Source organism: Chitinophaga oryzae, from assembly GCF_012516375.2.
Classification (GTDB): Bacteria; Bacteroidota; Bacteroidia; order Chitinophagales; family Chitinophagaceae; genus Chitinophaga; species Chitinophaga oryzae.
This window is the reverse complement of sequence record NZ_CP051204.2, coordinates 4,927,340-4,940,410: the sequence shown is the minus strand read 5'-3', so window position 1 is coordinate 4,940,410 and position 13,071 is coordinate 4,927,340. Positions and strand designations below refer to the sequence as shown.

The 13,071-nt window shown below is 53.3% G+C and carries 5 protein-coding genes; 4 read left to right on the top strand and 1 reads right to left on the bottom strand.

The features are described from left to right. Positions 1-81 precede the first annotated feature (81 nt). The 4 genes from HF324_RS19970 to HF324_RS19955 are packed head-to-tail and all read left to right on the top strand — an operon-like array spanning position 82 to position 8,601. Positions 82-2,937, top strand: coding sequence for a TIM-barrel domain-containing protein (locus HF324_RS19970; protein WP_168860636.1), 2,856 nt, complete (start codon positions 82-84; stop codon positions 2,935-2,937). 42 nt (positions 2,938-2,979) lie between these two features. Then, positions 2,980-6,102 carry a SusC/RagA family TonB-linked outer membrane protein gene (locus HF324_RS19965; RefSeq protein WP_168860635.1) on the top strand — a complete coding sequence of 1,041 codons (3,123 nt, stop codon included), beginning with the start codon at positions 2,980-2,982 and terminating at the stop codon, positions 6,100-6,102. Positions 6,103-6,119: 17 nt separating this feature from the next. After that, the gene (locus tag HF324_RS19960) at positions 6,120-7,712 is read left to right on the top strand and encodes a RagB/SusD family nutrient uptake outer membrane protein (RefSeq protein ID WP_168804174.1); all 1,593 of its coding nucleotides are present in this window, start codon (positions 6,120-6,122) and stop codon (positions 7,710-7,712) included. Positions 7,713-7,734: 22 nt separating this feature from the next. Continuing rightward, entirely contained in the window at positions 7,735-8,601 is an 867-nt protein-coding gene (locus HF324_RS19955) for a hypothetical protein (protein WP_168804173.1), read from the top strand. Positions 8,602-8,775: 174 nt separating this feature from the next. On the opposite strand, the gene HF324_RS19950 is transcribed toward HF324_RS19955, so the two are convergent. After that, positions 8,776-12,864, bottom strand: coding sequence for a hybrid sensor histidine kinase/response regulator transcription factor (locus HF324_RS19950; protein ID WP_193114956.1), 4,089 nt, complete (start codon positions 12,862-12,864; stop codon positions 8,776-8,778). Between the last annotated feature and the right edge of the window lie 207 nt (positions 12,865-13,071).

Below are 13,071 nucleotides of genomic sequence, written 5' to 3'. Positions count from 1 at the left end.
GCAACATATGCCACCCCTCTTATTCCCCCGCATTGAGCAACTTTACAGCATTATTATTCCACGACAAGACTACATCACGTTATGAAAAGGACGATCACTATCGCCTGGCTTTTGCTTATGCTTATTTACCACGTTTCGATGGCAGGCACGCCGTTTTATTTACAAACTAAAGAAGGGGTCGTGGTTTATACGGACCCTTCTTTTACAGGTTCTTCCCACTCCGTCCGGCTCTATGTGGTGACCGACGACATTATCAGGGTAGTAGCCGCGCCGGGTAAGGAACCGGCGCCCGTTCAAAGCCTGATGACGGTCAACACCCACCGGCCGGCGCCCGCCTGGAAGCTGACGGCCTCCAATGAGGCCGTAACGCTGAAAACCCAAAAGCTGACCGTTATAGTACAGGCGAAGACAGGCAGGGTGTCTTTCCTCGATGCCAGAGGAGAAAAAATACTGGCCGAGAAAGCTATCGGTGGACGGACCTTTCAGGCTGCCATCTTCGACGGACGTCCGTATTATCATCTTACCCAACAGTTTGAAGGGGCGGACGGCGATGCCTGGTATGGCCTCGGTCAGCACCAGGATGGCATATATAATTACAAAGGACAACAGGTTACCTTTTTCCAGAACAATACCGAAGTGGCCATTCCTTTCCTGGTCTCCCATAAAAACTACGGTATCCTCTGGGATAACTATTCCCTGACCACGGCCGGGGACATACGGCCGCTTCACCCGCTTTCCGCGCTGCAGCTGTTCGACAAAAACGGAACAGAAGGATGGCTGACGGCCACTTACGCCAATAATGCCCGCCAGCCGCAGCAAGTGACCGCTACCCGGGCAGAATCAGCGATTAACATGGAGTTTTTGGGAGACTCAAAGGCGACGCTTCCGCCAGGGTTTACGCCGGCCACCGGGGTGGCCTCATGGGAAGGTAGTGTGGCCAGTCATTTTTCCGGGCTGCATCAACTGCGGTTTACCTTCGGTGGCACCCTGAAAGTATGGCTGAACGGCCGGCTGGTACTGGACCACTGGCGCAAGGCATGGAACCCGGCGCCCGCGCTGGTGCCGGTTAACTTTGAAAAGGGCGTGAAGGTACCGGTGAAAATTGAATGGACGCCCGAAAGCCCGGAGTCATACCTGTCACTGAAATGGCAGGCGCCGTTGAGCAAAGCAGAAGAGCGTTGCTTCGGCTTTTCCTCCGAAGCAGGCCGCCAGGTAGATTACTATTTCGTGCATGGCGGTAACATGGACGAGGTGATTGCCTGCTACCGCGAACTGACAGGCAAAGCGCCGATCGTCCCTAAATGGGCAATGGGCTTCTGGCAAAGCAGGGAACGGTACAAAACGCAGGAAGAAATACTCTCGACCGTCGACGAGTTCCGCAAAAGAAAAATACCGTTGGACAACATCGTGCTGGACTGGAGCTACTGGAAAGAGGCCGCCTGGGGAAGCCAGGAGTTTGACCCGGCCCGGTTCCCGTCGCCCGACAGTATGATCGATGTGCTGCACAAAAAGTACCACACGCAGATCATGATATCGGTATGGCCGAAGTTCTATAAAGATATCCCCGCTTACAATGCGTTCGATAAAAAAGGATGGCTCTATAAACGCAATATCGCCGATGAGCAGCGCGACTGGATCGGTAACGGCTACGTATCTACTTTTTACGACGCCTTTAATGAAGACGCCCGCAAAGGCTTCTGGGACCTGATCCATCAAAAGCTCTATACCAAAGGTATCGACGCCTGGTGGATGGATGCCAGCGAACCGGACGTCCTCTCCAACGTAAGCCCTGAAAGAAGAAAACAGCAGATGACGCCTACCGCCCTGGGCCCGGCGGCGGAATACCTGAACGCCTACCCGCTGCAAAACGCCAAAGGCATCTACGAAGGACAGCGGCAGGCAGACCCGGACAAAAGGGTGTTCCTGCTGACCCGCTCCGGCTTCGGCGGCTCCCAGCGTTATGCGGCAGCCATCTGGAGCGGCGACATCGGCGCCACCTGGAAAGACATGCAAACGCAGATCTCCGCAGGCATCAACTTCTCCCTGTCAGGACTGCCTTACTGGACCATGGACATCGGCGGTTTTGTAGTGCCGGCGAAGTTTGAAAAACCGGACGCAGAAAGCCTGGAAGAGTGGCGGGAACTCAGCACCCGCTGGACACAGTTTGGCGCGTTTGTGCCGCTGTTCCGCTCCCACGGCCAGTTTCCTTACCGCGAAATCTTTAACACGGCTCCGGAAGACCATCCGGCCTACGAAAGTTTCCTCTACTACGATCAGCTCCGGTACCGGCTGCTGCCTTACAGCTATTCACTGGCAGGCGCCGCCTACCATGACGACTATACGATGATGCGAGGACTGGTCATGGACTTTGCCAAAGACACCACCGTGTTGAACATAGGAGACCAGTTTATGTTCGGCCCGTCCATCCTTGTTAACCCGGTTTATCAGTACAAACAACGCAGCCGCGAAGTGTACCTGCCCGCAGGACAAGGCTGGTACGACCTGTACACCGGTGCCCGGCATGCCGGCGGTAAAAGAATTACAGCCGATGCGCCCTATGGCCGTATGCCGCTGTATGTAAAGGAAGGGGCCATCATTCCGGCAGGCCCTGCACTGCAATACACTTCCGAAAAACCTGCCGACACTATTACGCTGTACGTCTACACCGGTAAGAATGGCGCTTTCCGGCTCTACGAAGACGACGGCAGCTCCTATAACTATGAGAAAGGACAGTTTACCATCATCCCCATCGACTACCAGGAAGGCTCAAAGACACTTACAATAGGCGACCGCAAGGGAACTTACAACGGTATGCTGCAGCAGCGCGTGTTCCGGATCGTCCGGGTGAGCGCCGCCGCGCCCAAACCGCTGGATGCCGCTGCGAAGGCCGATCAGGAGGTACATTATGAAGGAAAGCAATTGACCATCAAACTATAAGCGCCGGTTTTATCACTACCAAAATCCAAATGCCCGACTTTTATGAAAAGATCACTAAGAAAAGCAGGACAGTTGTTGCTCTATGCATGGCTGACGGTCCTGTTGATAAGCCCTTCCGTTATGGCACAAACGCAGCCCGTAACGGGCCGTATCACTTCCGCGAAAACCGCAGCGTCCATAGCGGGAGCGTCGGTGACCGTTAAAGGTACTACCAAGGGTACCGTCACCGACAATGGCGGGTTCTTTAAAATCGATGCCGCCCCCGGCGCCGTGCTGGTGGTGACCTCCGTCGGCTACGTGCCGCAGGAACTCAAGGTAACCGGCACTGAAATGAAGCTGCAATTACAGGAGTCCGTGACACAGATCGAAGACCTCGTGGTCATCGGCTATGGCGTGCAAAAGAAAAAACTGGTTACCGGCGCTAACCTGCAGGTGAAAGGAGACGACCTGCAGAAACAAAGCACCACCAACGCCCTGCAGGCTTTGCAGGGGCAGGCGCCCGGCGTGCAGCTCACCAGCTATTCCGGCCAGCCGGGTTCGGCGATGAATGTGGTCATCCGCGGTAAAGGCACGGTGGGTAACTTTGCACCGCTGTATATCGTCGACGGGGTACAGACCAGCGACATTACTTACCTTAACCCCGCGGACATCGCCTCCATCGATGTGCTGAAAGACGCCGCCTCAGCAGCTATCTACGGTTCACAGGCGGCTAACGGCGTTATCCTGGTAACAACCCGCTCGGGTAAAGCCAACCAGAAAGCGCAGGTGACCCTGGATGTTTTCTATGGCCTGCAAAACGTGGCCCGCAAAGCTAAACTGCTCAATGCCAAAGAGTATGCGGTCATTATGAATGAAGCGGCGGTCAACTCCGGGAAAACACCTTATTTCACCAACGATGTGATCAACAACCTGTCGGAAGGCACCAACTGGATGGACCAGATGTTCAAAAAAAATGTGCCTACCCAGAACTATGTCCTCGGTGTACAGGGCGGCAGCGCGGCCTCCGTATATTCCTTATCGTTAGGTTATACCAGCCAGGGCGGTATCGTAGGTGGCGCCAGCACTTCCAACCTGGAACGTTACACTTTCCGTATCAATTCCGAACACAAGTTATATAAAGACATCATCAAGGCAGGGGAGCACCTGACGTTCAACTACCAGAACACCTACGGCATCGGGGTAGGTAACCAGTACAACAACTCCCTGCGAGCTGCCTTTACCACCAGCCCTTTCCTGCCCATGTACGACAGCGACGGCAATTTCTTCGCGGCGGACAAAGTCGGCTGGTACCCCGGAAAGCCCGACAGGTCCTGGAACAACGGGGAATCCAACCCGTACGCGGTGATGTATTATTCCAACCAGAATCGCAGCAGCAGCCAGGGATTATTCGGCGACGTATACTTACAGGCAGAACCCATCAAAGGACTGAAATTCCGTACCAGCCTGGGCCTGAACTACTATTCCAACCAGAGCCACGGCTTCACGCCGGTATACCACCTGTCTATCTATGCGTTCAACGATACTTCCAGGGTAACCCAGTCGATGGGCAGCGGTCAGACGATCCAGTTCGACAACTCCCTCAGCTATGATTTTACCCTTGGCGATAACCACAGCTTCAGTGTGATGGCCGGATCGTCAGCATTAAAAGCCACCGGTGTGAGCATGACGGGCAACAACCGCGACCTGCGCATCGCCGATCTGTGGCATGCTTACCTGTCCGTAGCGCAGAACGTCACCAAAGGCGCGCCATACATGAGCCTGAGCGGCGGACCTTTCACCAACGCGCTGGCGTCTTACTTCGGCAGGCTGCAATATAACTACAAGGAAAAATACCTGCTGAACCTCACCTTCCGGGCAGATGGCTCTTCCCGTTTCGCACCGGATAACCGTTGGGGTTATTTCCCTTCCGCAGGCGCCGGATGGGTGGTGTCTAAAGAAGCGTTTATGGAAAGCGCCACCTGGCTGGACTTCCTGAAATTACGCGCCACCTGGGGACAGGTGGGCAACCAGAACGTGGCTGCTTACCAATACCTGTCGCCCATCGCTTTCAACAATGCCTCCTATATCTTCGGACCCGTGGAGGGCGTCAATACACAAGGTGCTTATCCCAGCAGGCTGGCTAACCCCAACGTGAAATGGGAAACATCGGAACAGACCAACATCGGTTTTGATGCGACGCTCATGAAAAACCTGAGCGTTACGTTCGACTACTATATCAAAAAGACGAAAGACTGGCTGATCAGCGCGCCGATACTGGCTACCGCCGGCGCCGACGCGCCGCTGATCAACGGTGGGGACGTGAGCAACACCGGCGTGGAGCTGGCGCTGTCCTACCAGAACAGCATCGGCAGGGACTTCCACTACACGGTAGGTGTGAACGGCGCCTATAACAAAAACAAGATCGGCAACATCCCCACCAACGATCATATCATCCACGGCAACACCAATACGCTGTATGAAAATTCACTCGAGTTTTACCGGGCAGCGAATGGCTTGCCTATCGGTTATTTCTGGGGACTGAAAACAGCTGGCATCTTCCAGACGGAAGCGGAAGTAAACGATTATAAAGGCAAAGCCGGCAAACCCATTCAGCCGGACGCGAAACCCGGAGACGTGCGTTTTGTGGACCTCAATGGCGACGGTGTCATCGATGCCAACGACAAGACCATGATCGGAGACCCGAACCCGCGCTTCACCTTCGGATTTAACATCGCGCTGGATTACAAAGGCTTCGACCTGCAGGTGCAGGCGTCCGGCGTATCCGGTAATGAAATCGTGCAGTCATGGAGAAACCAGTCCAGCGCGCTGGGCAACTATTCCGCCGCTATCCTCGACCGCTGGCATGGCACCGGCTCTTCCAACAAAATGCCAAGGGTAACGGAAGACAACCGCAACTGGACACAGTTCTCTGACCTGTACATCCATGACGGCAGTTTCCTGCGTATCAACACCATCACGCTGGGATATGATTTCTCTAAACTGGTGTCCCGCAACTACCTGGGCAGACTGCGTGTATACGCTTCCGTATTAAACGCTTTTACCTTTACGAAATACAACGGCATGGACCCTGAAATCGGCTACAACGAAGGTTTCTCCACCGGTGTGGACATCGGTTACTACCCAAGGCCAAGGACCATGATGATAGGTGCTAATCTCCGCTTCTAACCAAAATCTACATGAAGATGAAAAAGCTACGCATATATACACTGCTATTCGCGCTGGCATCCCTGGCAGCCTGCAGCAAAAGTTTCCTCGATACGGAGGATGTTACCACCGCTACGGAGCAGAACTTTTATAAAACACCCAACGATGCTTTTAAAGCGCTGGTAGGCGTTTACGACGGGCTGCAGACCGTATGGGCCGGCGGCGTGTCCATGCCGATAGCCACGGAAATACTGTCTGATAACGCTTTTGGCGGCACCGGTAATGCCGACGGCTTCGGTTACCAGATGATCGATGAATTTGACAAGCTGCGTTCCCCATCCGATCAGAGCCTGTTCGGCGATAACTGGAGCGCTTACTATAAAGCCATCTACCGGGCCAATATGCTGCTGACCCACCTCGACCAGGTGGACTGGAAAGGCAGCGAAAACCTGCGCCCGGTATACGAATCCGAAGCCAGGTTTATACGCGCCTACCTGTATTTTGATATGGTGAGATTGTGGGGGAATATCCCGCTGCTGTCAAAACCTACGACAGATAACGTTCCGCAGGCCAGTCCCGACAGTGTGTACAAGCTTATAGCCGACGACCTGGTGTTTGCGGCCAACAATCTTCCGGCGGTAAATTATGGCGCGCAGCCTGCCGCTACACGTGGCAGGGTCACCAAATGGGCGGTAGAAGCCCTGATCGGAAGGGTGTACCTGTATTATACCGGTTATTATGGCAAGACGGACCTCGTCAGCACGGTGTCTAAACAACAGGCGCTGGCTTACCTCGAAGATGTGATCACCAACGGCGGATTCGGGCTGGTAGAAAAATTCGCCCACCTGTGGCCGGCAGCATCGCTCAATGATTATGTGGGAGAAGATAACAAGGAAACCATCTTCGCCATCAAGTACACGTATACCAGCGATTACAACGGCAATACGGACGGTAACCACTGGATGGTAATGAACGGCCTCCGTGGCCAGAGTATATTCCCGTACGGCATGGGATGGGGCGGTTGCCCTGTCAGCGCCCGGCTCTGGAGCGCATACGCTGCCAACGACACCAGGAGAAAAGCCACGATCATATCTATCGCTGACGAAGGATTGGCATTTACAAATAGCAAAGACCAACGGGAGTATACCGGTTACTATATGAAAAAGTACACGCCCCTGGTGGACGAAGCGGGCAACAGCCTCGCCGTGAAAATGGGTGGTACCAACTTTATGATCGGGCAGTTCCAGGATTATGTGTCCATCCGTTATGCAGATGTACTGCTGATGGCGGCCGAACTGGGTTCTCCCAACGCGCAGAAATATTTTGACGATGTCCGCAAACGCGCCTTCGGCAATAACTTCACGGCATTGCCGGTGAGCCAGGCCAATATTCTCCAGGAAAGAAGGTTTGAATTTGCCGGAGAGGGCATCCGTTACTGGGACCTGCTGCGCCAGGGCATCGCCGCGGCGGCAGCTGCCATCGCGGAAACCACCACCGTGCAAAACGGTGATGTAAATACGACGAAGACCATACAGGCAGGAAAAATTACGGAGACGAAAGGACTGTCACAGATTCCTTATTCACAGGTGACCCTGTCCAACGGCGTACTGAAACAAAACACAGGCTGGTGATCATCCCATAAAATATACCACTATGAACAAGCTGTCATACCTGAAGCCGGCAGTATTGCTGTCGCTCATGATAATATCCACTATACTTTCCTGTAAGAAGAAAGAATACAGTCTGTCCCCGTTGCCTGACAAGTCGGCCATCAACATGGAGGTGAAGCAGGACCTGACGGCAGACCCCGGAGGCAATACCCTGTACCTGATCAATCATACCGCTGAGGTCATCCCCGTGTGGGACTATGGCACCGGCAGGTCCAGCCGGCAGACGGACACTATCCACTTCGCCTTCAAAGGCGATTACGTGATCCGGCGTTCCGCGCTCACAGACGGGGGGATCGTGCAGCTGGATTCCATTAAGGTCCATGTCACCGCCGATAACCTGAATTATGTCAACGATCCGTTGTGGAATGCCCTGACCGGCGGCGTTGGCCAGGAAAAAACATGGGTGCTGGACATTGAAGCTACTGTGTTTGACGGTCCGCTCTTCTTCTACGGTACCGACAACGGCTGGGGCGGCGATTGCATGAAAACAGGCGGCGACTGCTGGTCATGGGCCCCCAAGTACGCTGACAATACCTGGCTGATGCCCGCCGGCGATTATGGCACCATGACGTTTAGCCTTAAAGGTGGTCCGTTCGTGAAGGTGATGCATAAACAGGTGCCCGCAAGAGGCACCGAAAACGGCACTTTCTACCTGGACGCCAATACGAAAAAACTGACGATGACGGATGCCACGCCTATTCACGATGCGGGCCGCGACGCCTGTGTGGCGGCGTGGGGCAATATCCGGCTGCTTTCATTAACGGAAAAATCCATGCAGCTGGGCGTGCTGAGGACCTCGTGCGACGGACCGGCATTGATGGTATACAACTATGTGTCGAAACAACAATAGTACCGTGGAAAATTGATATAATGTTACCCGTATGAAACCCTGTTTGCCGGCAGCGATCATCCCCATGATCGCTGTCGTTGTTTTGTAAAAAGCATTTATGTTACAGAGATTGAACAGAACGCTGTCGTTCTGTTCAGGACAGCAACCCAAAGTGGAATAACGCAGTCATAACGGTCAGCTGTCGCTTTCTTTTTTATTCGCCGCATACTGCGACGGCAACACCTTGAATTCTTCCTTGAAAAATTTCGAGAATTGTTTGGGGTTATTGAATCCCACGTTATAGGCGATCTCCGCGATAGTCATACCGCTTTTTTCCAGTAGCTGCGCTGCACGCTTCAGCCGGATGGAACGGATGAATTCCAGCGGGGATTTGCCGGTAAGAGCCACGATCTTCCGGTAAAGCGTCACCCGGTTCATGTGCATGGCTGAGCTGAAATCTTCTACAGAGAAGTCCGGGTTGTCCATCTGTTGCTCGATGATGTCCAGCGTATTTTGCAGGAAGGTGGCATCTACTGAAGTAACGGTTATCTCGGCGGGATTGACTTCAATTTGCTTCTGAAATCTTTTCTGCAGCAGTTTCTGTTGCGCCAGCAGGTTTTTAATCCGCGAATCCAGTATTTCGAAAGTAAAGGGTTTGGTGATGTAGTCGTTGGCGCCGGCGGCAAAAGCCTGCAGCTGCCTGCCCTCGTCGCCAACGGCGGTGAGCAGGATCACCGGAATATGCGCCGTCCCTGTTTCCGTTCTGATATGCTTAACGAGGTCAATGCCGTCCGACAGCGGCATCATAATATCGCTGACCACCAGGTCGGGATTGCACGACTTCACTTTTTCCCATCCCTCTTTGCCATTGGTAGCTTCTTCGATATGATATTGTCCCCGCAGGTTATCTTTCAGGTAGAAGCGAAGGTCTTCGTTGTCTTCCACTACAAGGATGGTTTTCATCCTGCTGCTTTTCCGCGTTTCCCCGGACAACATCTGTGTGGCATCGTCGTCGGTCAACAGGGGGGTGGTACTGCGTATAACGGGGTCGTATATCTTTTTGGCCGGTATCCGTACGGTAAAGCAAGTGCCCTGGCCGGGTGCGCTTTTTACTGTAATTACGCCGTGGTGAAGTTTTACAAACTCCCGGGTGATGGCCAGTCCTATGCCCGTTCCCTGGTTCGCCATGTCCGCCGGCACATCCGTCTGAAAGAAACGTTCAAAGATTTTCTGCTGCTGGTTTTCAGGGATGCCGATGCCGGTGTCCCTGACTTCGATGATGAGCGTGGCGTCGCCTACATTGCCGGAAGGAGGATCGGTAGAAAGCTGCAATGTGACGGCGCCGTTGTCCGGCGTGTATTTAAACGCGTTAGACAACAGGTTGAACAGAATCTTTTCGATCTTGTCTTTATCAAAATAGATTTCCAGATGGTCTACAGCGGAAGAGAAATGAAATGTGATCATCTTCTTTTCCGCGATATCGGTAAAAGACCGGCTGATATCCCGGGTGAACTGTACAATGTCGCCCATCGCCAGATGTAACCGGATGGCCTGTACTTCCATTTTTCTGAAATCCAGCAGCTGGTTGACAAGGTTCAGTAGCCTTTTGGCATTGCGAAGCACCAGTCCCAGTTGTTTTTGCTGTGTTTCGTTCTCCGTGTTTTTGATAATGGTGTCCAGGGGCGAAATGATCAGGCTCAACGGCGTACGCAGTTCATGGCTGACGTTGGTGAAGAATTTTGTTTTGACCTGTTCTATGGCATGTGCCCTCTCAGCTTCGCGGCGCTGCTGTTCCACCTCGTACCGCATGTGTATCCTGTCCAGCGTGATGCGCCGTGCCAGCAGGAGCAGGCCGGCGGCCGTCAGCAGATAGATGGCAAAAGCGAAGGGCGTTCGCCAGAAAGGAGGCTCCACATGGATCTTCAGCGATATAGGATCGCTCCAGGAACCATCGCTGTTGAGCGCTTTGACCTTAAACGTATAGTGCCCCGGGTCCAGGTTGGTGTAAGTGGCTTTGCGCTGGCCGCCGTCTGCATACAGCCAGTCGGTGTTAAATCCTTCCAGCGTATAGGCGTATCGGTAGTGCGCCTTGTGGCCATAGTCGAGCGAGGCGAATTCGATGGAGAACACGTTCTCCCGGTATTTCAGGTCAATGCTCCCGAGTTTCGAGAGGGATTGTTCCAGCACTACGCGGCCGTTGAAGGTTTCTCCCGGCCTGATATTGGTGTTCAGTATTTGCAGGCCGGTAAAAACAAGTTTGGAACGATTGACCGTTTTGGCTACCTGGCTGCTGTTAATGATATTGAAACCGGAGGGACCGCCGAAGATCAGTTCCCCGGCACTGGTTTTGAGTGCCGCGTTGTCGTTGAATTCGCGGTTCTGCAGGTTGTTGGATTCATCGTAACCGACAACGGACAGCGTTATATTTTTGCCTTTCTGCAGGGGCATAGCGCTACAAAGGCCGCTGGGCGTAGATAGCCATAGCCTTTGTGAATTATCTTCCAGTATATTGAGAATGATGTTGTCCGGTAGGCCGTCGGCCATGGTGAACAGCTCAAAGTCGCCGGTCTGCTCGTTGAACAGGTTAAGTCCCTCATGGGTGCCCACCCACACCCTTCCTTTGCTGTCTTCCAGGAAACAGATGACATTATTGCTGCTCAGGCTTTTTTTATCGCTGCTATGCCGGTAGGTGGTAATTTGTTTTCTGTCCGGGGAAAAGACCATGATCCCATAGGTGGTGCCGGTCCATAAATTGCCTTTGCGGTCGCCCATCAGTGCGGAGATGTAGTTGGACGACTGATTGCCGGTCCTTTCCTGGAAGAAGTGCGTGAAACGGCCGGTTTTACGGTCGAGCAGGTCCAGCCCGGCCCCCCAGGTCCCCACCCACAGCCGGCGGTCTTTGTCTTCATAGACTTCCCATACCTTATCATCCGCGAGAGAAGACGTGTCCTGATCGCTGTGCCGGTAACGGGTAAATTTTTTACCATCGAAACTGTTGAGCCCTCCGAAGTAGGTGCCTATCCAGAGCACGTTCTGGTGATCGAGGCAAAGGCTCACGATAACGTTGTTGCTGATGCTGTTGGGATTGCGGGGATCGTGCTGATATTGCCGGAAGGTATTGTTTTTCCTGTCGAAGTAGAGGAGGCCGCCGCCGTTGGTGCCTATCCAGAGGTTACCCTGCTTGTCTTCCACGAAGCGGTTCACGTCGTCATAGGGAAGGCTGCTGGCATCTGCTTCCTGGTGGTGGTAATGCGGAAACTGCAGGATATTGCTGTTGAGATAGTTCACGCCTTGTTTGTAGGTGCCTGCCCACAGGATGCCGTTATCATCCTTGTATAAGGCGTTGATGCTGTTTTGTCCCAGGCTCTGGGGATTTTTAGGATCGTTGAGCAGGTAGGTGGTATGGAAGTTTTTCTTTTTATCGACCAGCGCAATGCCGCCATGGTCGGTGGCTATCCAGATGAGGCCATCGTTGTCCTGGACGATCTGGCTGACAAGGCCGGACGACAGCCGGGAAGGAGCGGAGTTTTCATTGAAGGGCCTCACGGAATTGTCCTGCGGCCGGAACAGGTAAGCGCCATAGGCAAAGCTCCAGAGCCATATGTCACCGTCGCTGTCAATAAAAAGGTTGGCTGGCGGGTGATCTTTGGCCTGCTGCTGAACGGCAGTAAATGTGGAAACGGTTTTGCCGGAGGAGATGTCATATTGCTGCAGGACACCGTTCTGTTGCAGCATCCATAAACTGCCGGTGGCAGCTTCCCGGACGGCAATAATTTTACCTGTGGCGTTGGTGTTGATTTTTTTCGCCTGTTGGCGGGCATACAGGAACAGGTCGCCGTTTTCATACAGAAACCAGTATCGCCCGTTCGGTCCTTTGGTGATATTATATACATTGCCTTCGGGCAGGCCGAGCGATTTCAGATAGGCGTTAGCGTTAGCGGTGAAACGTTCGGTATGGCTATCGTAGACCGACGGGCCGCCTTTCGTTGCCACCCACATTTTTCCATCCGGAAGTTCATACAGCGAAAGCACATAGTTGTCGGGCAGTGAAGTGCTGTCGTTCTGCCGGCTGCGCAGCACTTTACAGGTGTAGCCGTCGTACCGGTTAAGTCCCGATACGGTGCCGAACCACAGATAGCCGTCCGTATCCTTGAGGATCGCCGTCACCTGGTTATGCGATAAGCCGGAATAGATATCCAGTTTGGAAAAGTTGTAGGGAGCTACCTGTGCAACAACCTGGAAAGGTAAGGCCAGTATAGCCATCATAACGAAAACGCGCATCATAACGTGTTGAACTTAGAATTTATTACTGCAGCATAGGAACGCCAATTGATATCCCGTGTCGCCATAAAAAAAGAAAACGCGGCGAGGCGACAACTGCTGTTCGGGAGGGCCCGGCCCCAAAGGAACTAAAATCCTGCTAAAACGCTACCCCGGCCAAACTACGAGTCAATGCACGTAAGTTAAAAATAATTGTAACAATGACAAATA

Excerpts from the sequence above, each read along its gene's own strand:
- HF324_RS19970 (WP_168860636.1), top strand. The coding sequence starts at position 82 with ATGAAAAGGACGATCACTATCGCCTGGCTTTTGCTTATGCTTATTTAC.
- HF324_RS19950 (WP_193114956.1), bottom strand. The coding sequence starts at position 12,864 with ATGATGCGCGTTTTCGTTATGATGGCTATACTGGCCTTACCTTTCCAG.
- HF324_RS19960 (WP_168804174.1), top strand. The coding sequence starts at position 6,120 with ATGAAAAAGCTACGCATATATACACTGCTATTCGCGCTGGCATCCCTG.
- HF324_RS19955 (WP_168804173.1), top strand. The coding sequence starts at position 7,735 with ATGAACAAGCTGTCATACCTGAAGCCGGCAGTATTGCTGTCGCTCATG.
- HF324_RS19965 (WP_168860635.1), top strand. The coding sequence starts at position 2,980 with ATGAAAAGATCACTAAGAAAAGCAGGACAGTTGTTGCTCTATGCATGG.